The sequence below is a fragment of the Bacillus sp. B15-48 genome, from assembly GCF_016879755.1.
In the GTDB taxonomy this organism is placed as follows: Bacteria; Bacillota; Bacilli; order Bacillales; family Cytobacillaceae; genus Mesobacillus_B.
Genome location: NZ_WOFU01000003.1, coordinates 311,646 through 337,028, shown reverse-complemented (window position 1 = coordinate 337,028; position 25,383 = coordinate 311,646). Strand labels below are relative to the sequence as shown.

Genomic DNA, 25,383 nt, shown 5'->3' with positions numbered 1-25,383 from the left:
TTCCGGTATGGAGATTGGTATTTATACACTAGCGGATATTGGTCCGGATCCCATCAGTGGAAAGACGATAACGGCTAAGGAAAGAGTAAAAGAAATCATTCAAGCTGCTAAACTTGCCGATGAGGCAGGACTAGACGTATTTGGCGTGGGAGAACATCATCGGCTCGATTATGCTTCTTCTTCTCCTGCGGTTCTATTGGCTGCTATTGCACAAGTAACAAAACAAATTCGTTTAACAAGTACAACAAGTGTTTTAAGTACGCTTGATCCTGTTCGTCTATATGAAGATTTTGCTACATTGGATTTACTTTCCGATGGACGAGCAGAAATACTGGCTGGTAGAGGAGCCTTTATAGAAGCATTTCCTCTTTTCGGTTATAGTACAAACGATTATGATGAATTGTTTGAAGAACATCTGGACCTCCTATTACAACTGACTCAAGATGAGACCGTCACATGGTCGGGGAAGTTCCGTCCTTCTTTAAGAAATGCTGAAATTGCTCCAAGATCAGTACAAGAAAAATTACCAATTTGGATTGGAGTTGGTGGTACTCCCGAGAGTGCCGTTCGTGCTGGAAGATTTGGGGCGGGAATGGCTTTAGCTATCTTGGGTGGTCATCCAAGACGATTTAAGCCATTTGTCGAACTATATCGTCAAGCTGGACTAGACGCTGGACATGCACCAGAAATATTGAAGGTTGGTGTAACCGGTCATGCTTATCTAGCTGAGACAACTCAGCAAGCAAAGGACGAGTTTTACCCCTATTACTCCAATTACTGGGAATATGTGAACCGTCAGCGCGGAATGGTGACAAGGATGTCAAGGGCTGACTTTGAACATATGGCTAGTCCGGATACTGCTTTGTTCGTGGGGAGTCCACAGCAAATCGTCGAAAAAATACTTAAACAATACGAACTCTTTGGACACCAACGTTTCCTTGCACAGTTAGATATAGGTGGTCAACCATTTGAGAATGTAGCAAAAGGTATTGAATTGTTAGCAACGAAAATTGCTCCAATCGTTCGAAGAGAAACAAGTAAATAAACTTTTACAGGAAAATTAAGTTAAGTGAAACGCGGGAACGGCTCTTTGATGTTTCGTGAATGAAAACGAAACGCGAGAACCGTCCCGGCGTTTCCAAAAGAAGCAAACTGAACCAAATGTTTAACCTTAGAGCAATGGTTGCTTGGCTCGTAGGTGGGGTTGCTGGTTAACTTTCTCTGCAGGCTGAAATTTTAATTCCAGCAGTCATAGGAATTATATCCGCGGGGATAAGCTATATCCTGATAAACCTTCTGACAAGTCAACGGGAACTAAAGTCGGTAACAAATACGGATTCAGAGGTTATGTAAATTTTAGTGTTGCTTTTTTATACAATAAATTGGTGATAAAAGACGAGGTGCCATGCATCATCTAGAATCTGGATGATCATGGCACCTTTTATCATTATTTAAAAACTGATAATTCCAAATTGACTAAAAACTAAATTGGGTTTATAATATTATTAAATAATGGTATTAAGTATCGATAAACGATAAAAGAGGTGGAGTTTTTGAAACCATTAGATATTCCAGTTGTGAATTTACCAGAGAAAACAGCGGAACTTAGAAAAGAAATACGAGAATTTTTGAAAGTTGAACGTGAAAACGGGACATTCGAACCAAAAAGTGATTGCTGGTTAAGCAGTGTTTCCATAGATTTTTCGAGAAAATTAGGAGAAAGAGGTTGGATTGGGATGACATGGCCAATTGAATATGGTGGTCATGGACGCTCGGCTATCGAGAGATATGTAGTAACAGAAGAATTACTAGCTGCAGGTGCTCCAGTTGCACGGCATTGGATAGCTGATAGACAATCAGGTCCGCTTTTTTTAAAGTTTGGTACGGAGGAACAAAAAAATTTCTTCCTACCTAAAATAGCAAAAGGGGAATGTGCATTCGCTATAGGTTTAAGCGAGCCAAATGCAGGATCTGATTTAGCTGCTATTAAAACAAAGGCAGTCAAGGTAGAAAATGGGTGGCTTCTGAACGGGAGTAAAACTTGGTCTAGTGGAGCTCACTACGCGGATTATATGATTACACTTTGTCGGACATCTCCTGAAGAAGCGAACAAACGTCATGCTGGGATGAGTCAGCTTGCGGTAGACTTGTCATCTCCAGGAGTAACAGTTCGGCCGATTCATTTAATGACTGGTGAACATCATTTTAATGAAGTATTTTTCGAAGATGTATTTGTCCCTGAAAATCGAGTAATTGGTGAGATTGGAAATGGGTGGATGCAAGGAATGACAGAATTAGCCTATGAAAGAAGCGGTCCAGAAAGATTTCTGAGTACATATCCGCTTCTTAATGAATTAACAAATACTCTTGTGAATAATGAAGATAAAGATGGGCTAAGTCATGTTAGTCGATTCGTTTCTAGACTTTGGACGCTTCGAAATATGTCACTTGGAGTGGCACAAATGCTAGAGCAAGGTGTACCTTCTAATATTATTGCTTCCTTAGTCAAGGATATGGGAACTCAATTTGAGCAGGATATTGCAGAATTAGCTCGCCTTCTCGTTAAAGCGCTACCTTCAACACAATCTGAATTGCTGCTAGAAAGACTGATGGCCGAGTCCATTCTGCATTCACCTGGTTTTACACTCCGTGGGGGTACAACCGAAATTCTGCGAACCATTGTAGCAAAGGGGGTTATTCAACAATGAGTGAAATGAAGGAAATGATTATTGATACAACATCAAAAATGTTAGAAAAACACTCTACAAAAGAGATAGTTAATTCAGCTGAAAATGGGGAATGGGCAAGTGAGTTATGGGAAAGTTTAGCTGAATATGGTATGTTGACTGTTGCTATTCCAGAAGAATTGGGAGGAAATGGGGGAGACTATGATGATGCATTAAGCATCCTTCGTTTAGTCGGAAAATACTCAGCTCCTGTACCTATAGCAGAGACGTATCTCGCAAATTGGCTATTAACAGAACTTGGTGAGAATGGAACAGATGATATTATTACGCTCTCAAATACAATTGAGATTGAGCCTGTCGAATTTTTGGAAAATGGAACAGGCTGGAATATAAATGGTAAAGTTAAGAATGTACCGTGGGCAAGATTTGCCCAAAAGGTACTTGTAGTTGGAGAAACACCGGATGGACATGTCCTAACTTTGATTAGTTTAGAAAGAGCAAAAATTATTCATGGGAGCAACCTTGCTGGAGAAGCGAGGGATGAAGTGATTTTTGACAATATCTTTATCAAAAATTGCAAAATGATTCCTATTCAATTAGATGAATTTTTAAGCAAATTGTTATACGGGGGAGCCCTAACTAGAATCGCTATGATGGCAGGGGCACTAGAAAATATTTTAGAAATCACTGTAAGTTATACTTCGGAGCGCAGCCAGTTTGGCAGACCATTGAACCGTTTTCAGGCTATACAGCATCATATTGCCCAATTAGCTGGTGAAGCAGTTGCCGCTAGCGTTGCTGCTAGCTGTGCAACTGATTCCTATGCAAACAATCGATGTTCGAATGAAATAGCAATGGCCAAAATTCGGGTTAATGAAGCAGCTGGAAAGGTAAGCAGAATTGCCCATCAAGCGTTAGCTGCTATAGGTTTTACTTATGAGCATAATTTACACCATAGTACGAGAAGATTATGGTCGTGGAGAGATGAGTTTGGTACAGAAAAGGATTGGGAAAAAGAAGTGACAAAGGATCTATTAAATTTACCAGAAAATGGACTTTGGTCCATGATTACGAAGGTAGATACAAAGAAGAAGGTGAATATATGACAACTGATTTGCTTTTTACAGTAGAAAACGGGATTGCTAGAATTACCTTAAATCGTCCAGAGCGACTAAATGCCTTCAGTATTGAGATGATTGACGCTTGGATTAAAGCTTTGGAGGAAGTCCGGGATTCTGAAGAGGTTAAAGTGTTAATCATTTCTGGGAACGGCCGTGGTTTTTGTTCGGGAGGGGACATTAAATCCATGCTAAATGGCCAAGGTTTTTTATATTCTGAGGGCAATGAGGATTTAACCTCCACCGCATTAGCACGGAAAAATGTTATTTGGAAAAGAGTACAACGAGTTCCTCTCTTATTACAAGAAATCGATAAACCAGTCATTGCGGTGATCCATGGTTTTGCCTTTGGAGCTGGGCTTGATATGGCCTTAGCGTGCGATATTCGGATTGCAGCGGAGAATACGAAAATTGCTGAGAGCTATATTAAGGCAGGGATTGTTCCTGGTGATGGAGGAGCCTATTTTCTTCCAAGGCTAATCGGTGTAGATAAAGCATTGGAATTGCTTTGGACTGGACAGGTTTTGACGGCTCACGAAGCAAAAGAACTTGGATTAATTACTCATGTTGTGGATGATGACCAACTTGGAATGTTTGTTGAGGAATATGTCCAGAAATTAATACAAGGTCCACAACAGGCTATTCGCCTCACGAAAAGGGCTGTTTATCAAGGGTTGGAGATGAATTTAAGATCTTCATTAGATATGATTTCCTCTTCTCTTGGGATTGTGACCGAACTTGATGATTACCACGAAGGATTAAAGGCTATTCAAGAAAAAAGGTCACCAAATTTTAAGGGATAATTAAATCTATTAAATATAGAAGGAAAGAGCAACCAAAAAGTTTTAAAAGTTGCTCTTTTCGTTTTTACAAATAACTTTTTAACAATGCTCGGATTGCAGAAGAAGTTTTTATCGTTGATGAATATGATAGTAATTCATTTGTAAGAGTGATTGAAATTAATTTGTTTAGTGTTACTTACGGAATGAAATACGTCCTCATTTGGAAAAAGAAAATAGATATAGACAATTGCATGATCTTGTCGTATACTGTTATAAAATTTCATAATTTTTAGATAGGTGTTATATTTTGATATAACGTAAGAGGGAAGTCGGTGAAAATCCGACACGGTACCCGCCACTGTAATTCGGAGCGAACTGCAATAAGTCACTGCTTATAAGAAGTGGGAAGACGCAGGGAGCATCGATGATAAGTCAGGAAACCTGCCTGTTTAAAAACACGAAAGAAACCTACGGGATATTAGGGGTGTTTATGGAAAATTCGGTTATGTGTGCGTTCTATACATATAGTATTTTTTTGTGAGCATTTAAACCTCTAGGTTTAAATGCTTTTTTTTGTGGGTGAAACGCCGGTGTTTCGTCACCGCAAACGTGAAACGCCGGGACGGTTCTGATGTTTCATCTCAAAACGAAACGCGAGAACCGTTCCGGTGTTCCCGGTGTTCCGCGAAGAAAGTCGAGGTGATGTCATGAAACAATATGTATTAAAAAGGTTTTTACAGATGGTTATTGTCATGATGTTTGCTTCGTTTTTTACTTTTGGACTGACTTTTTTAAGTCCGAGTGATCCTGCTGAAATGATGTTAACTGCTCATGATGTGATTCCAACAGAAGAAATGCTCGAAAAAACTAGAGAAGAAATGGGCTTAAATAAGCCGTTTTTCGTGCAATATGGAAGTTGGCTGATGAACTTATTAACAGGGGATCTCGGATATTCTTATTCTACGAGAGGGGCTGTCACGGAAGTTTTAGGACCAAGAATCTTGATGACTGTTAAATTAGCCGTTGTTGCCATCTTGATTTTAATTGTTTTTTCATTTATTTTAGGCATCCTCTCAGCGATAAAGAAAGATACGTTGCTTGACTTTTTAATAAGGGGAGTCTCGTTAGTAGGAATCTCGATTCCATCTTTCTGGTTAGGACTTCTACTAATCTATTTTTTTGTCGTAAAACTTAATTGGTTTAAAATAACAGACCCGACATCAGCTGGCAGTGTCATTTTACCAGCGGTGACGTTAGCAATTCCATTGATGGGGAGATATATCCGGCAGATTAGAGCAGCGATATTAGATCAGTATTCAGCGGATTATGTGATTGGTGCTAGAGCACGGGGAATTAAAGAAACATCGATTTTACTAAAACATGTGTTGCCGAATGCATTAACAGGGATCATTACACTTTTTGGTTTATCGATGGCTGTGCTGTTAGGAGGAACGGTGATTGTTGAAAGTGTATTTTCTTGGCCTGGACTTGGTTTGATGGCGCTCGAAGCGATTACATACCGAGACTATCCGTTATTACAGGCATACGTTATTTTTATGGTCCTTATCTATGTTAGCCTTAATTTTCTTGTCGATGTAACGACACAAGCATTAAATCCACGAGTTGAGACGAGGGGGAGAGGAATCTTTGGGAAAACGACATAAAAAAATCATTTGGTTGAAGATTGTTGGAACAATGGCGGTATTTTTCATCGTCTTAGCGATTATTGGTCCCCTCTTTGCACCAAATGATCCGTTCGCGCCAGACTTTTCCCATATTCTTGAAGGTCCTAGTCTCCAATATCCACTTGGAACAGATCAAGTTGGACGCTGTATTCTGTCGCGATTATTATATGGTGCGAGTGTTTCCCTTGGGATGACGAGCTTGCTTTTATGTATCGTCACGATTATTGGGATTACAATTGGGCTAATATCAGGTTGGATTGGTGGCGTTGTTGATACAGTGATGATGAGAATCACCGATACGGTACTCTCGTTTCCTGATATTGTCTTTGCGATTGCGATCGTTGGTATTTTAGGACCCGGAGTGAAAAATACGATTATCGCATTTTCGGTCGTTTGGTGGACGAAGTATGCCCGATTAACAAGAGTGCTTGTTATGGAAATTAAAAATAACGAATACATTCACGCCGCAAAAATGGCCGGGGCAAGTAAAAGAAAGCTTTTTAGTCATTACATCTTTCCTAATATGCTGTCATCATTACTTGTCCAATTCGTAATAGACATCGGTGGAATTATGTTAGCTCTCGCAGGGTTGTCGTTTCTCGGGTTGGGCGTTCAACCGCCGACACCAGAATGGGGAAATATGCTTAATGAGGGCAGAGCTTATTTACAAACGGCTCCATGGTTATTGATTTATCCAGGTATTGCTATCTTTATCGTCGTTGCGCTCTTTAATACTTTGGGAGATCTTGCTAGAGATGTTTTAGACCCGAAACATGCTTAGCTAATCTTTAGATAAACGGAGGATATAATAATGAAGAAAAATGTCGTGATCATGATTCTTTTCATGATTGTATTAGTTGGCTGCAATAGCCAAGAAACAGCTGGGCAAGTCGAAAAAGTGAGTTCCAACGAGGAGAAAACATTAAATCTGGCCCTATTTTGGTTAGATTCAAATATTGAACCGACCGAAGGGTGGAACGGCTGGACTTTATCTCGTTTAGGGATTGGTGAAACACTGATCCGATTTGATGAACATATGGAGCTACAACCTGTAATTGCTGAATCTTGGGAACAAGTGGATGAAACGACAACCGATTTTACCATTCGAGAAGGTGTCAAGTTTCATAATGGCAACAAAGTAGATGCTGAAGCCGTTAAAGCATCCATCGAAAGAGCGTTAAACATCTCTGACCGCGATGATGTGAAATTTCCGCTGAAATCGATGACGGCTGATGGTCAAATACTAACAATTCAAACAACGGAGCCCTTTGCGACGTTACTAAATAATCTCGCAGACCCTGTGTTTACAATTGTCGATACGACGGACGGAGATTCAGAGGATATTAAATTTAAACCAGTAGCTACTGGGGCATTTAAAGTAATACAGTTTACCCCAGATATTGGATTAACTTTACATAAACATGAAGCCCATTGGAGCGGTGAAATTGGTGTCGATGTTGTTACTGTGAAATACATTCAAGATGCTTCGACCCGGACAATGGCTCTCCAGTCTGGGGAGATTGACTTTGCTACGCAAATCGGGGCGAAAGATTTAACATTATTTGAAAACAACGAGGAATTTCATATTCAAAAAGGTCCGAACCTACGAATCTTTTTATTACGATTAAATATGGATAAGCCATATATGCAAAATTTACAATTTCGCCAAGCGCTTTCCTATGGAATCGACAAGGAAACGTATGCGACAAAAATCGTCAATGGCCTTCCCGCCAAAGGTCCGTTTAATGATTTGCTGAGCTTTGGTCACAAAGGGGAAGATTTCTACTCATACGATCCTGAAAAAGCAAAAGAGTTGCTTGATCAAGCGGGGTTTGTTGATACAGATGGAGATGGGATTCGCGAAGCAGATGGCGAGAATATCGTCTTAAAATTTGTCTCAAGAACGAATCATGGAAGCGATGCGAACAATATTGGAACCGCGATGCAGGCCCAGTATAAAGAGATCGGCATTGGAATGGAAATTATTCAAGTTGAAAATTATGCAGACATGGCTAATTCAGGAGACTTTGACCTTCTTTGGGAAAGGTGGACATCTGCACCAACGGCAGATCCACAATATTTCTTAAAAGCTAGTTTTTTGAGTGGAAGTGCAGGGAACTATGGAAATTACGATCATCCTGACCTAGATGAAATCGTTAAACAGCTTGATCATACATTGGATAAAGCAGAACGAGATCGACTCGGTATGAAAGGAGCCGAGATTTTAATGGCAGATGTCGCTTCCCTCTTTTTGTATTATCAAGAAGGAACGGTTGTCACGAGAAAAAATGTTGATGGGGTATACCGCTTTATTTCGGAACTCTACTATATTGATGAACGAATAAAAGTAAACTAAGACCTTCTTAGTTTACTAAACTAGGAGTTGTCAAAGGATGGGGAAATTACTTGAAGTGAAATCACTCTCTGTCACCTATGATGATGGGAAGACGAAGGCGGTTAACAATTTCACGATGGATCTTGGTCATAAAGAAATCATCGCAATTGTCGGTGAAAGTGGTTGTGGCAAGTCAACATTAATCAAATCGATTTTTAACCTTCTGCCACCGAATGGGAAAATCGTTTCCGGTGAAATTCTTTTTAATAAAAAAAATCTACATGAATATAGCCAGGAACAATGGCGTACTGTTCGTGGGAATCAAATGTCGATGATTTTTCAAAATCCTGGATCATACCTAAATCCAATTCTTAAAATCGGTAAACAGTTTGTTGAAAGCATTCGTGCCCATCAGAGAATTTCAAAAAACGAGGCACTCATTCTTGCAAAAGAAACACTTCGGAAAATGCAGTTTACAGATACCGAGCGAATTTTGAATTCCTATCCTTTCCAGCTTAGCGGTGGAATGAAGCAAAGAGTAGCGATCGGTATGGCTTTAATAATGGAACCCAAGTTGATTTTAGCAGATGAACCGACGAGTGCTCTTGATGTCGTCACTCAAGTTGAAATCATGAATGAACTTTTGGAGTTTAAAGAACACGCGAATGCTAGTATACTGTGGATCACGCATAACATCGGTTCTGCCGCCTATATCGCTGATCGGATTATTGTCATGAATAACGGGGAAATGGTTGAATTTGATCAGAAACGAAGCATACTCACACAGCCGAAAATGGAATATACTCAAAAACTTTTACAATCCATCCCAACATTGAAAGGATTTCGAAATGAACAGTCGAACCATTCTCGAATTAAAAGCTGTCTCAAAGGAGTATAAAGATCATCAAGGTCGCTTTTTTAAAGCGGTGAATAACATCAATTTGACAATGAACGAAGGCGAATGTGTAGGAATCGTTGGTGAAAGTGGTTGCGGGAAAAGTACCATTGCTAAAATGATTTGTCAGTTCACGGATGTCAGTTCGGGGAAGATTATTTTTAGAGGAAAAGACCATGTTACTTTTCGAAAAAGAGATTTTTATAAAAATGTCCAAATGATCTTCCAAGACCCGTTAGCCACTTTTAGTCCTAGAATGAAAATTGGCACCTATTTAATCGAGCCTTTCGTGAATTTTAAAATTTTAACGAAAAAACAAGCATTGGCATTTTCAGGTGAATTGCTTGAAATGGTTGGACTCGAAAAAGAGGCTCTAAACAGATATCCTTATGAATTAAGCGGGGGGCAACTTCAAAGAGTCGTCATTGCGAGAGCGATTGGCATAAAACCAGATCTCGTCATATGTGATGAATGTACCTCTGCCCTCGATGTTACCGTCCAGCAACAGATTTTAAATTTATTCATAAAATTAAGAGAAAAAACGTCGTTTTCTTCTTTGTTCATTACGCATGACTTAGCCGTTGCTGAAAGCTTATGTGACAAAATTTATGTGATGCGTTTAGGGGAAGTGGTCGAAGTTCTTTCTGGGGGCCCTATTGTTACGGATGCCAAACATCCATATACGAAAAAACTGATAAGCTCCGTCCTTTCAGTAGATGAAAAGGGGAATGGATTGGGAGCGATTTCCTGAAGTGGAGAAAGACGGTCAGTCCCCAGTCTTAAAGTATTTACATAAGAGGGGACTGACGCCGTTTGTTCATTATCTTGCGGTTACACTCTTATTGATCGGAACGAGAATCCTAGATTCATTGCGTCCATACACAAAATAATAGAAGAAGGCCATGAATATGACAAAAAATGTTAAGGTCAAATACATGTTTTGAAAGCCAAGGAATGGAATAATGAGTCCTAAAATAGCTGGACTGAATCCAATTGCGGCATCCATCCCAATATAATAGGTAGATGTCGCTAATCCTATCTGTTTTGGCGGTGCCGTTTTAACGGCGACGGCTAGTGCGGTTGATTGAATATTTCCATACCCAATCCCTATGAGACCAGCTGCTAATAATAAGAGGAAGCTTGTGTTTGCGATGCTCAACACAAACATCCCGACTGCCAGTAAAACGATACATGGATACATCACATAATTAGCACCTTTTGCATCGACGATTTTCCCTGTTATCGGACGTGAGAAAAGAATCGCAAGCGCATAAACAAGGAAAAAGAAACTAGCAGCTTCCACTAAATTGACTACAGAAGCGTAAAGATTAATAAAGGATAAGACGCTACCGTAGCAAAAGGAAATTCCCATTACTACAATCGAAATAGGGATTGCTTTCGGTTCCACAAATTGAGTGTAATTAAGTTTTTGGTTTCCAGGCATTTTCTTTACCCTTAGTGATGGAACGTTTGATAATACAATGAAAACGAGTGAAATCATGCCGAGAATAAGACATAGGAAGAAAATCGCAAAATGGTTTCCATTTTTAGACATCAACACACCGATAAACGGTCCAATGGCGGTAGCTAAAGTCATGCTCATCGTAAAATAGCCAATCCCTTCTCCCTTTCGAGAAGGCGGCAAGACGACGGCAATAATCGTAGCTAAAGTGTTTGCCACAACCCCAAAGGTGATTCCGTGGATAAGCCGGGTTAAGAATAAAAATGAGAGATTCCACTCAATAAAATAAAGGAATATACTTGCTACTACTGCAATCCCACTAATGACAAGAATGAGCTTCGTATTATAGTCAGAATATTTCCGCCCAATATACAACCGGCCAATTAGAACGCCAATAATAAAGATCCCTGAAGCAATGCCGGCTTCCCCAGTAGAAGCATGAAAAGTTTCTACCGAATAAACCGCGATTGTAACCATCAACAAGAAAAAAACCATCGACATGAAGAAGCTAACAGATGAAAGCATGATAAAATCTTTCGTCCAAAGCTTTTCTTTGTTTTCACTTTTCACAATACAGGACTCCAATCAATCTATAATTTTTTCATAACACATTCACATAGCACTCTATACAACCTAAATAGCTCTTACTCCTTAATGGCATCAAATATAAAAAACCGACCTTCTAAGTACATAAGAGAGAGTCGGTTACTTGGTGGGATTGAGTGTTTTCTTGTTCGATATTTTAAATGATTTGGTTTTTACTATATTCTCATTATGGCACTGGAGTCATTATTTAACAATGCCAATGAAAACGGGAACATTGGCCATGAAAACGGAAACATCGCCAGTGATAACGCATACATCATGCAGTACCATATGAATTCTGCCTTTTTGGGGGAAAATCGGGTTGAGGGGTTTGTGTTTATATGGATTAGAAGCATGGATTATTAAAATAGATGAATTGGTTGGGGAAGGAATTCGCGAAAACATTCGCCCTGAAGGCTAAATTTGTCGGAGGTTGTCGCTTTTTTGTTCACTATTTCAAAAAACGAAAAGGATTATCGATTAAAATGGAGAATATGTTAGCTAGAGTTAAAGTCTAAAATAAAATCCACTTCGAAAATTGGGTGAAAGATTGATTTTAAAGAAGCCTAATGAATAGAGTCAAGGTGGATTATTTATTAGATATTCTTTCATTTAAAAAGAGGGGAAATACGAATCATGAATGGAAAAACACTATTTATTGCAGGACATGCAAAATTACCCCAAGGGATGGCTGCGAAAAGTGTCTTTGATACGTTAACAATTACCGCGGAAATCGATAGAAAATACGGCGTTATCCTTGAGGCTTCCTGTACTTTGGCGACGGAGCATGGTCGTGAATTTGTTGGAAAATTGTTAAGAGGAATGAGTTTAACCGACGGTATTGATGAAGCAGTTGCAGCGATTCAAATGTATTATCGAGGAAAGGCAACGAATGCATTGATAGCAGCATTAAAAGATCTTGACCTCCATTTTCAGCAAATTAAAGAGAATGAACTAGGGTAGGGAGACATAAATTTAAGAAGATCCCGTTTTTTTAATAAATATGCGATGAAAAACAAATTGCTTCGGTACACTAAGGGGATTGTTGAAAATTAATAATATTTTAATAATTCCTTTGAGAGGTTATTGAAAAATTCAAACAAATTGTTATAATAATAGTAACTATTGGGTGACAGCAATGTCCTTGCTGCGTGACCAGTTCGTTCGTAAAAAAAGCTATTTAAAATTGACTATAATTCACTTGATCTTCCTTTGCCGGAAGACGAGCTATGGATAGAGTCAGTAAAACAACCAATGGAATTTTCATGGTTTGTTTTATTGACTCTTTTTGTATTCAAATAGGAAAAATACTCACTTTGAATCATTCTATGGGTGGTACATCTAGAGAAGGATAGCTATAAAGCATCTCAATTTTACGAACAGAATGGAAGTGACTCAATAGATTGAGCTTTTAAGTCAAGAAAAAACAATAATAGGGAGTATATGGAGAGTCAGAGGGAGTCACGATTGAAACGAATCGTAGAATCCAAGAACAGTTTAACTTAAAAGAAGAAGTAGTAATTTAATCGTATTAGAGGGGGAATTCATTTATGTGTTTTGGGAAAACGATGTTTATTGCAGGGCATGCTCGTTTACCGCAAGGAATGGCGGCGAAAAGTGTCTTTGACACATTAACGATTACCGCAGAAGTTGATATTAAATATGGCGTTATCCTAGAGGCATCTTGTACACTAGCGACAGAACAAGGCCAGAAATATATTGGAAGTCTTCTGAAAGGTGCTAGTTTAAAAGACGGTGTCGATGAAGTCGTTGACGCCATTAAAACCTTTTACCGAGGCAAAGCAACCAATGCATTGATAGCTGCGTTAAAAGATCTTGAAATTCATTTTCAAAAAGTTCAATCTGAAAAAATACCGTTACAAAAATAGTTTTCTTTAATGAATCCTTTTAAAAAAGAGAACTTTCAAATTTAAGAAAGTTCTCTTTCAGGGTTGAGTTTTTTTATTTCTTCAGCGATTTTATTAGCGATTTCTTCATGTCCTAACCCTTCTTCAAATGTAAGCGGGGGACCAAAAATAATACCTGCGGGCTTAAACCAACCATTTTTTGCGCCATAAATAAATGTAGGGACAACAGGTGCATTGCTCTTGGCGACGATAAAACCAATTCCTTTTTTCGCTTCCTGCATTTCTCCAGTTTTAGAACGAGTGCCCTCAATAAAAATCGAAAATAAGTTTCCAGTTTTTAATAGTCTAAGTGTGTGTTTTAGTGATTTAATATCTGCTTGTCCTCTTTTAATTGGAAAACATCCTAACTCATGGATGAGCCAAGCAAAAAATTTATTTTTGAAAAGTTCTTCTTTTCCCATAATAAACATTTTCCTTGGAGTATGAACGCCAACCATAGGTGCATCGAAATTGCTTGTATGGTTCATCGCTAATATCGCTGAACCACTGGGAATATTTTCTTTTCCTTCAATTTTTATTTTAAAACGAATGTGCAAAAAAACTCTGACAATTGTCGTTACAAACTTATAAACCAACTCTATCAAATCCTTTCCTTAAATAAGCATAATAAGATTATATTCCGACACGTGTTTTTAGTAAACATGTGTTTTTAACTTTATAAAAATGTTGAATTTGACGAAGCTTAATTTCTTCTAATGCAACAGGCTTCATCCCAGAAATCTTCTCAGCGACATCCGCCGTCATATTTTTAACGCTTTTCCCTAGTGCGATCATCTCTTTACCTGAAATGGTTTATCTTTTTTAATAAGATAAACAATCGCTTAGAAGGAGCTTTAGTCATATTTGTCGAATATTGTAATATTGCTTATTAATATATTTATTATAGCGTGTTGTCTGTAAAGCTAAACATGAATCTAGGAAAGTGTTTTCAGTTGTTTTAGAAAAAAACAGCGTTTGATTGGGGGCTCCTAATGAATAAAAAAAGGACACAATTGTATAGCTGGTTCGTATTCGCATTTATCATCATCTTCTTTAGTGTAGGAGCCTGCACAAACAAAGTATCATTCGATCGCCCAACGGCCCCAGAAGGGATGCTCGATTTAACTGATTGGGATGGCGCGATTCATAAGTTAGATGGAGAATGGGAGTTTTATTGGGGGCAGTTAATAGAACCTGAAGATTTAAAAGAAAGTTCTCCACAAAGAACCGGGTTTATTGAGGTTCCTGGCTCTTGGAATCGCTTGATCATGAACGGGGAAGAACGAAGTGGAGACGGTTATGCGACTTTTCGATTCGTTTTTGAAACGAAGGAAAGCGAAAGATTAGCACTTAAAATTCCAAGAATCTTTACTGCTTATCAGCTATGGATAAATGAGAGGCAAATCGCTGCAGCCGGAACGTTAGGGAAAAAGAGGGAGGAAATGACGCCACAATACCTCCCACAAGTGGCTTTCTTTGAGTCGAAAGCAGGAGAAAATGAAATCATTGTTCAAGTAGCCAATTTTTATCACCGTAGTGGCGGAATCCTTGAAAGTATTTTAATCGGAAATGAGAAAGAGATTAGTAGGCTTCGTGATAATAGAATCGCTTTTGAGCTTTTCATAGTAGGAAGTCTAACAATTATTGGCATCTATCACGTTACTTTATATTTATTTAGAAGAAAGAATTTCGCGCCTCTTTATTTTGGCTTGTTTTGCCTGATTATCGCCATCCGGACTTTATTAGTAGGAGAAAGATATTTTATTTTCTTAGTTCCTGATTTTAGCTGGGAAGCGGCTCATAAAATTCAAACTCTAACCTTTTACCTTGGTTTGCCGTTCATTTTGCAGTTTTTAAGGTCGCTATTTTCTGCATATTATCATACAAAAATAACTAGAACTATCTGGGGTGTAGGAATCACCTTTGGATCGCTAGTCATTCTCACTCCAGCAAAGATTTTTACAATTGTTAACCCGGTCTATCAAGTATTTACTGTAATTGTAATTGTTTATATCTTGATCGTTTTTATGAAAATTCTTCTGAAAAAGGAAGACGGGGCAATCGTCATTTTCATTGGAGCGATGTTTTTAATATTAACGAGTTTAAACGATATCGTTTTTTCAAGTATTTGGATGAGTGATTATAGTTCTTCGCTTTTGCGAACGGTATTTACGGGCGGAAATCTTTCATCAATTGGACAATTAATTTTTGTATTCGCTAACTCCTTAGTTATGGCTCAACGATTTTCAAACGCTCTTGAACTAGAGGAAGTCATGACCATGCAGCTGAGAGGCAACAACCTCAAGTTAGATGAATTAGTGATTAAGAGAACGAAAGCTTTAGAGCAATCGCGGAAAGAAATTGAGGACAAGAATCGGGAATTGGAAAAGGCAAATCAAATGTTACGTGTCGTTTCACTGAAAGATCCGCTTACTAATTTATGGAATCGTCGCCATTTTGATGACAGCTTTCAACTGGAATGGAATCGTTGTGCTACAAATAATCAGCCTATTTCGTTAATGATGATCGATATTGATCAGTTTAAATTATATAATGATTGCTACGGTCATAAAGCAGGGGATGAATGTCTCGTACAAGTTGCGAAAGCGATTAATGATTGTTTTAAACGTTCAGGCGAATTGGTCGCACGTTATGGTGGAGAGGAATTCATTGTCATCTTGCCAGAAGTAGGAAAGAGTCAGGCAATCGCTATGGCGCTGTTAGTGAAAGAAACAATTGAGGAGCTTCAAATCCCGCATGAACGTTCAACTGTCAGCTCGTGGGTTACAGTTAGCATCGGTGTGACCTCGCAATCTGCGAGCCAAGATCGTTCTCTGCAAGATGTATTTCTTTTAGCTGATCAAGCCTTATATCAAGCAAAAGATGCCGGCAGAAACGAAGTGAAGTTTTTAGCTGAGTAACCACAATATTTTTCATCATTTATTTCTAATGGTACGATAGATTTAATAAAGATGAAAAAGGTGGATGGATGATGAATCACTGGGATACTCGTTTTCAAACAGAAAATTATGTTTACGGAACGAAACCGAATGTCTTTTTAGCGGATGTTCAAAAAGAATTGCGACTTTCAGGAAATGCGTTGGCCATTGCTGAGGGGGAAGGTCGTAATGCCGTTTTCTTAGCAGAACAAGGAATGAATGTGACGGCATGGGATTATGCAGAATCAGGACTGAAGAAAGCTAAAAAGCTTGCAGCTACACGTGGGGTCAATCTTCATACCGAGCTTGTTGATTTAAATGAAGCAAATTGGCAAGCAAATCAGTGGGACGCAATTGTCTGCATTTTTGGTCATTTTCCTACAGACTTACGAAAGAAAACATTGCTAGGAGTAAAAGAGGCTGTTAAACCAGGGGGCTATTATGTAACGGAAGTATATTCCTATAAACAAATTCCTTACAATAGTGGCGGACCCCGGGATGAAACATTATTGTATCAACCAGAGGAGTTTTTACAAACCTTTGCTGATTGGCGGGTGATACATTTCTTTATGGGTGAGGTTGAACGACAAGAAGGGGATTTGCACAATGGCTTATCCCATGTCATTCAATTTGTCGGCCAAAAGCCGCGGTAGATCTTAACTAAAAAGAGCAACTGAATGATTTTAAATATAGCATAAAGGCAACATCCCCATTTCATTAGGACATATGTCTTTACTAATTGAACTGTGAAAAAATTCCTAGCAAAGACCAAATTTAAAGGAGTTCAAATAATAGGTCAGTAATTAAAGTAACTGGTGCGAATGCTGAAACAAGGGTATTCGCCTTTTTTTGTTGAGGTAACGGGGGCGATAGCAGTTTACAACTTTCGCTTGTTCAACTATTGGGAAGAGTTGAACAAGAAGATCACTTTTTATATGGTCTTTTTTTGCTGCAAAAAGGAAGATAGTGAAAATTATTTCTGTTTTCATTTACAAAGGATATCTCATGAATTATTATTATGCCATACGATATATCGTTATACATAATACCGCAACATAATATCTCGAATAACGAAAGAAGGGATGTAAGGAATGGCATATAATGGGGGACCTATGACCGAGGCAATGTATTATGTCCTACTAGCGTTAATGCGTCCTAACCATGGGTATCAGCTTATGCATGCAATTACAGAAGTATCAAATGGCAGATTAAAAATGGGGCCGGGGACACTTTACGGAGTACTCTCACGCATGCAAAAAGACGGTCTTATCTCACTAGCAGAAGATGATGGCAGAAGGAAGACCTATCTAATAACACCAAAAGGGGAACAAGCTTTGAAGATAGAGTATGGTCGATTAAAAGCCTTGATAAAAGATAGTAGCATTTTAGAGGAAGGTGATGAGCATGAATAAAACAGCCTATAAACTTCGGCCCAGTGATTATTGGCGAATTGGTGAGCATGAAAGCTGGTTTGCAGACATGGCTGCTAAAGGGTTGCATCTAAAAAAGATGGGGATACATTTTGCCAAATTTGATAAAGGTGAACCGAAGAAAATGAGGTACAGAATAGATGTATCCATAAAGAAAAGGATTAACTCAGAACAAATCCAAATGTATGCGGAAAGTGGTTGGGAATATGTAATAAGCTATAGTTTTTTTCATGTCTTTTCATCACCTGAAGGACTGAATGCACCAGAGCTTCATACAGACCCCGCCGAGCAGTCTTATACATTAAAGGAACTGGACAAGAAGTTAGCTTTGAATGCTGTTATCGTAATTGTCGCAATGATTTTAATGGTCGGTATGTTATCATCTATTTGGCTTCTTGATGGGACACCTACCTTTGTTCTGGTGAAAGGCGGGGCTATTCAACAAACCATTTTAGCAATGTTCATCGGATACTCGGCCTATCATTCGCTACAAGCAGCCATTTCCATTCGTGCTTTGCGGAGAAATCTTATCGAAGGCAAACCGATCGACCATCATGCAACTTGGAAGAAACACTACCGATTACATTCTACCAGCGCTTTTCTTTTTACAGTAGTGGTCGGATTGAGTGCGATCATTCCATTCGTACAACTTGTAAAAATGGATACGAAAACATTGCCCGAAGCAAGTCTTGACTTACCGATTGTCAGGTTAGCAGATGTAGAAGGAAATTCAGCAATGGTTCGAGGCGAACCTTCCTATATCAGTAACAATGTGGATTGGGGCAACCGGTACTCATACAATTGGAGTCTATTGGCACCCGTGCAATATGAAACAGATGAACAGGGTGTAATACCAGGGGAAATGTGGGAGGATGGAAGCGGTGAATATTCACCGGCTATTCATACACAGGTTTATCAGCTAAACATACCAGCGCTGGCAGATAATCTGATTTCTGATTTAATAGAAAGATATAGATATAATAGTAGAGAAGATTTTGTTGAAACAGAACATCAAGATTTGGATCTTTTGATTGTTCATATGGAAGAGGATATGAAAAAGGTATTTGCTTCTAAAGGAAAAGCAGTGATGTATGTTCGTTATTCTGGCTATGCAGATATAGATTCGATAATTGAAAGTATGGTGGAGAAGGTTACTTTAATTTCAGATTAAGATGTTGTCTTATTCACCGTTTAACAAATGGTGTTTTACTCCAACGTCACCTAACTTTACGAATAATAATTATTGCTGAAAAACGCCATAAAGGCGATATAAAAGCATTAATCGTTCCAATTCATGCCCAACGTTGTCGAGTAAATCTAAATTTCTCACAAACCATCTGTAATTATAAGGGGGAAACTAACCATGAGGAACTTATCATTAATTGTTTGTTTACTGATTATCGTAAGTATAACCCTACTTGGTTGTGGTGCTGATAATGAGGCAAATAACAATGAAGACAACTTAGGAAAAACGGAAACTCAAAATTCTTTTGAGGAAGAAAATAATAAAGACAGAAGCTCTGATGAAAATTTCGAACATGATGCTGATGGAGAAAGCGATGAAGAAAAACAATATGATAGTGAAATAGAAGAAATAAGAGACGAGGGAAGAGCAGAATTAGGTATAGAAGAAATCTTTATTCCTGAAATGAAGGAATTAAAAATTGGAAATGCATTTGTTTCTTATTCGTATAAGACCGATGAACCAATGCAAATAGATGTACAATATCACGTAGAACGAGGAGAAAAGCAAGAACAATTTGAAAATCAAATAGTAGTTGAAGAGAAAAAAGAAGAGACGGGTATGAAGTTTCTTATTCCACCTTATGTAAACAATGGAGATATGTCCTTGTGGTTTGTTTTCAGCAAAATGGATATCCCCAAAATGTTTAACAATGAAGGTGACGGTATTGAAGAAGAGTGGATAGAAATAGATGGGAACCAAGTTTTATTTGCTAATAATGGCACTGAATACAGATATTATGTTGATGATGAAAATGGTCATTATATGTTCGGGTATACTCTTGAACAGTATTCTAAGGATGAATCTAAGGAAATAACGGGCGACTTTATCAAGAGAATAGAATCAAAACAATATAATTAAAGTTCTTTGTTATTCAATTAACTGTCCCTTATCTATAGTGTCATCGACAAAAGATTGATAAAATGCACCTTATATCTTTGAGTACATGTATGCCAAGTTAAGTGGTTAAGGACTTGACTTGGAGCCTCTGTGGGTATGAAGGATGAAGCGGTTGTTTCATCAGGCTGATGAGCCTATAATACCCACTTCTCCAAGTAAAGTCCTATGTTGAGTACATTGAATACGACAAATAATTAAAGTAGATAATGCTGCCTTAATCACAAATAATGAATACCGTTTGGTGTTTTTTCACTCGTACGGCTTTTGTTTTATACCTATATGTTCCTGTCTATAGTAGTCGACGAGTGTTTCAACAAACAGATCAATTTCTTTTTTCGTATTCATATACGAAAAACTAACCCTTAGCGCACATTCGGCAATAGAGCGGCTAAGGCCGAGCGATTCGAGCACGGATGGACCTCGCGAATGATTCGACTTACATGCAGCTGCACTAGAAATATAGATGTTCATCGAATCAAGGAATTCGATGACCTTTTTATTATGCACACCTGGCAACGAAAAATGGGCAATATGAGGTGCTCCTTGTTGACTTGAATGAATCATCACTTCTGGGATGGAACGGGTGATTGCTTCGAGGCAGTAGTCACGAAGTGTAATCATATGGGCAACATCTTTTTTGCGATTGGCAAATGTAATTCGGACGGCTTCCCCAAAGGCAGCGATAAATGGAGTATTCTCCGTACCAGAACGCAAACCGCGCTCTTGACCACCACCGAGATTCATCGAGAACATTTTTATTCCTTTTTTCACATAAAGTGCACCGACCCCTTTAGGTCCATGAATTTTATGGGCACTTATGCTGATCAAGTCAGCCCCTAAGCTTGCAGCAGTAAAGTGTAGCTTCCCATACCCTTGTACCGCATCACAATGAACAATGGCCGGTGATTGTTTTTGTTGAATGATTTGTTTTATTTTCTCGATAGGAAAAATAGAACCAATTTCATTGTTAACCAACATTGCACTAACAAGGACCGTTTTTTCGTTAACAGCATGTTCCAACGCTTCTATATCTAGTTCCCCGTTGGGAGCTTCAATATAAGTAACAATCCAGCCTTGCTTTTTTAAATCCCGGATTGCTTTTGTTACTGCAGGATGCTCGGCTGCAGTAGTTACGATATGGTTTCCGTGCTGTGAATTAGCGAGACAAGCGCCCTTTATTGCCAGATTATTTGCTTCAGTACCACCCGATGTAAAGTAAATTTCATCTGAGTTTACGTCTAGAGAATCGGCGATGATCTGACGTGCTGTCTCGATTTCCATCTTGCTTTCTTTTCCCAGTCGGTGCAAAGATGATGGGTTGCCATATGTATTTGTAAGCATTTTTACTACTTTATTTGTTACTTCAGGATACGGCTTTGTCGTTGCACTATTGTCGAAATAGATTGCAGGCATATTAATCCCTCTTCCTAAATTACAGTTGATTCATTTATATCCTATCATAAGCTTTTCCTGTAGATGTTCTCTATACTAATAAAAGCAGTTTTTCAACAATTTGTAATGGGAGAACCCCCTTTTGCCTTCAATAGCTTCAACCGGAAAAAAAGAATATTTAAAATTTTTATAATGCAAATAGTCTGTATTCGCATTATAATTATAGTGGAGCAAATTCACTATAAATAAAATCGGGAGGTTGTTTATTGTGTCTACAGCAGTCCTAAATGAAAAAGTTGAAGTATTTAAGAAGAGTATTACCGATATCGTTGAGCTTCTAAATAATACAGAAGAATCAACCCTTTATGTGAAACCTTCTGAAACCGAATGGTCAGCGATGCAAATTGTTGCTCATGTTTTAGAAGCAGTTGATTTTTGGGTAGAGGACTTAGAAGCCTTATTAATTGTACCTGGTGCAAAATGGGGGCGTAACCATGAACATGTCCGCCGCTTAGCTGCCGTAGAGGAAAATAAGGTCGGCCAACTTAAAAAGGAAGATGCGATTGAAGCGTTACAAAATTTAGTACCGCGAGTCGAAGCAGCACTTGGTAAAGTGAAAGAAGCGGATCTAGAAAAAACAGCGCCAAGTTACAATCCGAACTTTGATGGCAAACCACTATCATTTTTAATTGATCACTTAATTGTTAAACACGTCGTTGGTCATCATGATCAAATTGTCCGCCATTTAGCAAAAGTAAAATAAGCGGAGATTTTCCGCTTAGATGAAGAATGGAGCTCGTTTCGGGGGTATATAAGCGGAGATATTCCGCTTATGTAAATAAAAATCCCCCATTTTCACGTTTATTGAGTTAATAGACGGAATCTCTCCGTTTATTCAAGCAATTTTCAATGCTATTTACTAAATTAAGCGGAATTTTTACGTCTATTATTATTAAGTGTCAAAGAAGAGCAGGGCAAATTCCAACAGGGTGCCCTGCTTTTTTGTTTTTTGCACCTCAAAAGAGAACCCGTTATTGAATTCAATGGAGCACTTTTTGTTTGTTATGCGCATTTCGCTATCAATTTACCTATTTTTCATATCTAAAAAAACGATTAAATAATATCGTTTGGATAGATAAAATGATTATTATGTTCGTATTATATTTGCTTATAATAGAGAAAGAAAGAATTAGATCATGTGTTTTTTTATGAAGGGATTGTCAGAGATGGTTGAACAATTTAGTCCCAAATTGACTTATGATGCCGGACCGACCGGCTGTGGCGAATTAATTATGAACCTTTTCTTAACGATGAAGAAAATGGAGAGCAGCGATATCATTGAGGTCATTTCTTATGATCCTGGAGCCCGTGAAGATCTTCCGGCCTGGTGCCGCCTGCAAAAACATACGCTCCTGCACCGGGAAGATAACGGAAAGATTAGTCATTATTTTATTGAAAAGGGCTAATTCAGTCTTTTACATAAACATCAATTTTAGGAGGAATTCAAAATGGCAGGAAAATTTTTAGTTAGTTTAACTCATGCAAAAAATGATCAGGATAAAGCAACTGTGGCCTTTGTTGTTGCGAATGCAGCTGTTGCCTCAGGTCAGGAGACGGTCGTATTTTTAAATGTTGAAGGCGCTTACTTAGGAGCGAAAGGGTATGCAGATGATATTCATGAAGAAGGATTTGCGCCATTAAAACAACTGATGGATCAGTTTATTGAAGCTGGTGGAAATCTATGGGTATGCAGCCCTTGCTATAAAAAACGTGAATTACAAGAAGAAGATTTACTTGAAGGCGCAACGATTGTCGGTGGGGCAAAGGTTGTTGAATTTTTAAGCTTAGGTGCAGCTTCGATTACTTATTAAACGTTCTTAATTTGTGCACGCTCGTTGTTTCTTAGAGGAGAACGGGCGGTGCGCAAGCTGTTTAAAATCATTTAGCTTTCTTGTATCTAAAGTGCGAAAATGATATTTTCTTATCCTAGAAAAGGGTGAAAAAATGGAAAATCCAAAAGCGGTATGTGATGGTGGAGACTTAGATTGTGGTTCAGGGTTATTGCTAATTATTAAAAAAGCGATGGATCCCCTCTCAGGTGGAGAAGTGTTGGAAGTCCGTAGTCGCGAAAGGACGGTAGCGGACGATTTGCCGGCTTGGTGCAGAATGGTTGAACATGAATTTCTTGGCTCACAACCAGGAGACAATACAACGAGATATTTTATTCGCAAAGGGTCGGATCAAAAGGAATTAGCGACAGATTTGGAAGCGGCTAAAGGCTACCAATGGAATGTTCGTGTTCAAGGGGAAGGAGGCTTAACCGCTAAAGTTCATTCAAGAAACCATACATTTGCGATTGGACAACCTGCAGATTTTAGTCCGAAGGTTGAGGCGCCAAGCGCAATTGATTATTTTCTTGGAGCACTCGCTGGTGATCTGACAGTCGGTTTTAAGGCACAAGCTTCAAAAAGAACTATTGAAATAGACGATATCGAAGTCTCTTTAAAAGCAGGTCTAGAAAATGTCTTATTTCACCTAGAAATCGAAAACGAGGGCAGTCCAAAAGTGAAAGAAATCACAGGGACTTTTTATGTTTCATCACCGGAAGCGGAGGATACTTTACACGCTCTTTGGGAAACTACACTTGCACATTCCCCTATGTATCAAACTCTTAAACAATCAATTGAAATTAAAATACAGTTTTCAATCGTATTTTGATTGGGAGGTTATCTTTAAATGACATTACCCAAATTCCCAACAACGGTAATCGGCAGTTGGCCAAGATCAAGAGAAGTCCAACGGGCAATGCGTGAAAAAAAAGCTGGACGAATTAGTGATGAGGAATTTCAGGAAATTGCTAATCAGGCTAGCTTGCAATGCTTAAAATGGCAGGAAGAGGCAGGAATTGATATTGTATCAGATGGGGAACAACGACGGGATAATTATATTTCCTTTGTGGCCGATCATTTAGAAAATGTCCGCATGCTTAGTGTTTCAGAACTATTAGACTATGTTGAGGATAAATCAAGTTTTGAAGAAATTTTGGGAACGTTGGATGTACCTGCCTTTTCGATGTCTAATCCGGCCGCGACGGGGAAAATTAGCCGAAAAACTCCGCTTGCCTTAAATGACTTTTTATTTTTGAAAAAACATACAGACAAAGCGGTCAAAGTTACCTTGCCAGGTCCTTATCTGTTAACGAGGTCGATGTGGGTAGAGGGTCTGTCTATGGACGCTTATCCGACGAAGGAAGATTTAGCTGTTGATATTATCAAAGTACTGAGGGAAGAATTGGAGGACTTGATTGCGGCTGGAGTGGAATTCGTCCAATTCGATGAACCGGTTTTAACTGAAATTGTGTTTACGCAAAAAAATGCCAATCGGACATTTATGTGCGGCGCCCTGACAGCAAAAGCAGATGCAGAGGAAGAACTTGCTTTTGCATTAGACTTAATGAATCAACTGACAGACGGAATGCTTGGCAGAGGAACGAGAATTGCGGTTCATATTTGTCGGGGAAACTGGAGTACGCAGGATGAAATTCTGCTACGGGGACCTTATTATCCATTGCTTCCATACCTTGAACAAGTGAAAGTTGATCAATTGGCCCTTGAATATGCAACGCCAAGAGCAGGGGAACTTGATGCAATCAATAAGATTGGCGGAAAAGAGTTAGGGCTTGGCGTCGTCAATCCGCGAACGGAAACGATCGAATCTGTAGACGAAATTATCACCAGAGTGGAAGAAGCAAGAAATTACATTTCAGATGACAAAATCTTTTTACATCCAGATTGTGGCTTTGGCACGTTTGCGCAACGTCCGATGAATGGCAGTGAAATCGCTGTTGAAAAATTAAAAGTGATAGTAGCTGCAGCGGAAAAACTAAGAAGTCAGGGTTAATTTCTTTTATATGGAGGAATCATCTGTTGGATAGCAATTGACAATGAACGGTCAAGAGGAAGGCTCGAGAACGCGCAGCGAAAACAATGATTATATAGATTTGATAAGCAAGGAGCGGGTTTC

25 protein-coding genes and 1 riboswitch are annotated in these 25,383 nt (G+C 38.7%); of the genes, 21 read left to right on the top strand and 4 right to left on the bottom strand.

Annotated elements, in window-relative coordinates; translation table 11 throughout:
- Positions 1 to 7: 7 nt before the first annotated feature.
- The 9 genes from GNT69_RS12190 to GNT69_RS12150 all read left to right on the top strand — a co-directional run bounded on the left by GNT69_RS12190 (position 8) and on the right by GNT69_RS12150 (position 10,253).
- The gene (locus GNT69_RS12190; RefSeq protein ID WP_203555460.1) at positions 8 to 1,045 is read left to right on the top strand and encodes an LLM class flavin-dependent oxidoreductase; all 1,038 of its coding nucleotides are present in this window, start codon (positions 8 to 10) and stop codon (positions 1,043 to 1,045) included.
- 508 nt (positions 1,046 to 1,553) lie between these two features.
- Positions 1,554 to 2,708, top strand: a complete 1,155-nt coding sequence (locus GNT69_RS12185) for an acyl-CoA dehydrogenase family protein (protein WP_203555235.1) — start codon at positions 1,554 to 1,556, stop codon at positions 2,706 to 2,708.
- Complete coding sequence (locus GNT69_RS12180) at positions 2,705 to 3,793, top strand: acyl-CoA dehydrogenase family protein (protein ID WP_203555234.1); 1,089 nt, start codon at positions 2,705 to 2,707, stop codon at positions 3,791 to 3,793. Before GNT69_RS12185 ends, GNT69_RS12180 begins: the two co-directional genes overlap by 4 nt.
- Positions 3,790 to 4,608: an enoyl-CoA hydratase/isomerase family protein gene (locus GNT69_RS12175; protein WP_203555233.1), complete on the top strand. Its 819-nt coding sequence runs from the start codon at positions 3,790 to 3,792 to the stop codon at positions 4,606 to 4,608. The genes GNT69_RS12180 and GNT69_RS12175 overlap by 4 nt, the downstream gene beginning before the upstream one ends.
- A 257-nt stretch (positions 4,609 to 4,865) precedes the next feature.
- Positions 4,866 to 5,050, top strand: a riboswitch (cobalamin riboswitch).
- Between the two features lie 244 nt (positions 5,051 to 5,294).
- A complete protein-coding gene (nikB, locus tag GNT69_RS12170; protein ID WP_203555232.1) occupies positions 5,295 to 6,251 on the top strand; it encodes a nickel ABC transporter permease in 957 nt (318 codons plus the stop codon).
- Positions 6,235 to 7,053, top strand: coding sequence for a nickel transporter permease (gene nikC, locus GNT69_RS12165; protein ID WP_203555231.1), 819 nt, complete (start codon positions 6,235 to 6,237; stop codon positions 7,051 to 7,053). Before nikB ends, nikC begins: the two co-directional genes overlap by 17 nt.
- A 30-nt stretch (positions 7,054 to 7,083) precedes the next feature.
- Positions 7,084 to 8,628 (top strand): ABC transporter substrate-binding protein, encoded by a 1,545-nt coding sequence (locus GNT69_RS12160; RefSeq protein ID WP_203555230.1) that lies wholly within the window; start codon positions 7,084 to 7,086, stop codon positions 8,626 to 8,628.
- A 37-nt stretch (positions 8,629 to 8,665) separates the two neighbouring features.
- Complete coding sequence (locus GNT69_RS12155; RefSeq protein WP_203555229.1) at positions 8,666 to 9,505, top strand: ABC transporter ATP-binding protein; 840 nt, start codon at positions 8,666 to 8,668, stop codon at positions 9,503 to 9,505.
- Complete coding sequence (locus GNT69_RS12150) at positions 9,456 to 10,253, top strand: ABC transporter ATP-binding protein (RefSeq protein ID WP_203555228.1); 798 nt, start codon at positions 9,456 to 9,458, stop codon at positions 10,251 to 10,253. The genes GNT69_RS12155 and GNT69_RS12150 overlap by 50 nt, the downstream gene beginning before the upstream one ends.
- 69 nt (positions 10,254 to 10,322) lie before the next feature.
- On the opposite strand, the gene GNT69_RS12145 is transcribed toward GNT69_RS12150, so the two are convergent.
- Entirely contained in the window at positions 10,323 to 11,534 is a 1,212-nt protein-coding gene (locus GNT69_RS12145) for an MFS transporter (RefSeq protein WP_343206487.1), read from the bottom strand.
- Positions 11,535 to 12,185: 651 nt separating this feature from the next.
- Here GNT69_RS12145 and GNT69_RS12140 point away from each other — a divergent pair.
- Together GNT69_RS12140 and GNT69_RS12135 are read left to right on the top strand one after the other, a co-directional pair.
- Entirely contained in the window at positions 12,186 to 12,512 is a 327-nt protein-coding gene (locus GNT69_RS12140) for a DUF3870 domain-containing protein (protein WP_203555227.1), read from the top strand.
- A gap of 587 nt (positions 12,513 to 13,099) precedes the next feature.
- A complete protein-coding gene (locus tag GNT69_RS12135) occupies positions 13,100 to 13,438 on the top strand; it encodes a DUF3870 domain-containing protein (RefSeq protein WP_203555226.1) in 339 nt (112 codons plus the stop codon).
- Positions 13,439 to 13,479: 41 nt separating this feature from the next.
- On the opposite strand, the gene GNT69_RS12130 is transcribed toward GNT69_RS12135, so the two are convergent.
- Together GNT69_RS12130 and GNT69_RS12125 are read right to left on the bottom strand one after the other, a co-directional pair.
- Positions 13,480 to 14,052: a lysophospholipid acyltransferase family protein gene (locus GNT69_RS12130; protein WP_239094177.1), complete on the bottom strand. Its 573-nt coding sequence runs from the start codon at positions 14,050 to 14,052 to the stop codon at positions 13,480 to 13,482.
- A gap of 37 nt (positions 14,053 to 14,089) precedes the next feature.
- A complete protein-coding gene (locus GNT69_RS12125) occupies positions 14,090 to 14,251 on the bottom strand; it encodes a hypothetical protein (RefSeq protein WP_203555224.1) in 162 nt (53 codons plus the stop codon).
- A 197-nt stretch (positions 14,252 to 14,448) separates the two neighbouring features.
- Here GNT69_RS12125 and GNT69_RS12120 point away from each other — a divergent pair, with 197 nt between their 5' ends.
- From GNT69_RS12120 to GNT69_RS12100, 5 genes are all read left to right on the top strand, one after another.
- Positions 14,449 to 16,377 carry a diguanylate cyclase domain-containing protein gene (locus GNT69_RS12120; protein WP_203555223.1) on the top strand — a complete coding sequence of 643 codons (1,929 nt, stop codon included), beginning with the start codon at positions 14,449 to 14,451 and terminating at the stop codon, positions 16,375 to 16,377.
- Between the two features lie 71 nt (positions 16,378 to 16,448).
- Positions 16,449 to 17,048, top strand: a complete 600-nt coding sequence (locus GNT69_RS12115) for a class I SAM-dependent methyltransferase (protein ID WP_203555458.1) — start codon at positions 16,449 to 16,451, stop codon at positions 17,046 to 17,048.
- A gap of 438 nt (positions 17,049 to 17,486) precedes the next feature.
- The gene (locus tag GNT69_RS12110) at positions 17,487 to 17,807 is read left to right on the top strand and encodes a PadR family transcriptional regulator (protein WP_203555222.1); all 321 of its coding nucleotides are present in this window, start codon (positions 17,487 to 17,489) and stop codon (positions 17,805 to 17,807) included.
- The gene (locus GNT69_RS12105; RefSeq protein ID WP_203555221.1) at positions 17,800 to 18,996 is read left to right on the top strand and encodes a DUF2812 domain-containing protein; all 1,197 of its coding nucleotides are present in this window, start codon (positions 17,800 to 17,802) and stop codon (positions 18,994 to 18,996) included. The genes GNT69_RS12110 and GNT69_RS12105 overlap by 8 nt, the downstream gene beginning before the upstream one ends.
- A 192-nt stretch (positions 18,997 to 19,188) precedes the next feature.
- Entirely contained in the window at positions 19,189 to 19,929 is a 741-nt protein-coding gene (locus GNT69_RS12100) for a hypothetical protein (RefSeq protein WP_203555220.1), read from the top strand.
- A gap of 288 nt (positions 19,930 to 20,217) precedes the next feature.
- On the opposite strand, the gene GNT69_RS12095 is transcribed toward GNT69_RS12100, so the two are convergent.
- Positions 20,218 to 21,381: a cysteine desulfurase family protein gene (locus GNT69_RS12095; protein ID WP_203555219.1), complete on the bottom strand. Its 1,164-nt coding sequence runs from the start codon at positions 21,379 to 21,381 to the stop codon at positions 20,218 to 20,220.
- Positions 21,382 to 21,628: 247 nt separating this feature from the next.
- On the opposite strand from GNT69_RS12095, the gene GNT69_RS12090 reads away from it, so the two are divergent.
- The 5 genes from GNT69_RS12090 to GNT69_RS12070 all read left to right on the top strand — a co-directional run bounded on the left by GNT69_RS12090 (position 21,629) and on the right by GNT69_RS12070 (position 25,260).
- Positions 21,629 to 22,123 (top strand): DinB family protein, encoded by a 495-nt coding sequence (locus GNT69_RS12090; protein ID WP_203555218.1) that lies wholly within the window; start codon positions 21,629 to 21,631, stop codon positions 22,121 to 22,123.
- Between the two features lie 445 nt (positions 22,124 to 22,568).
- The gene (locus GNT69_RS12085; RefSeq protein ID WP_239094175.1) at positions 22,569 to 22,826 is read left to right on the top strand and encodes a sulfurtransferase TusA family protein; all 258 of its coding nucleotides are present in this window, start codon (positions 22,569 to 22,571) and stop codon (positions 22,824 to 22,826) included.
- Positions 22,827 to 22,868: 42 nt separating this feature from the next.
- Positions 22,869 to 23,231, top strand: a complete 363-nt coding sequence (locus GNT69_RS12080) for a DsrE family protein (RefSeq protein ID WP_203555217.1) — start codon at positions 22,869 to 22,871, stop codon at positions 23,229 to 23,231.
- A 133-nt stretch (positions 23,232 to 23,364) separates the two neighbouring features.
- Positions 23,365 to 24,078 carry a sulfurtransferase TusA family protein gene (locus GNT69_RS12075; protein WP_203555216.1) on the top strand — a complete coding sequence of 238 codons (714 nt, stop codon included), beginning with the start codon at positions 23,365 to 23,367 and terminating at the stop codon, positions 24,076 to 24,078.
- An 18-nt stretch (positions 24,079 to 24,096) separates the two neighbouring features.
- Entirely contained in the window at positions 24,097 to 25,260 is a 1,164-nt protein-coding gene (locus GNT69_RS12070; protein ID WP_203555215.1) for a cobalamin-independent methionine synthase II family protein, read from the top strand.
- Positions 25,261 to 25,383: the final 123 nt, after the last annotated feature.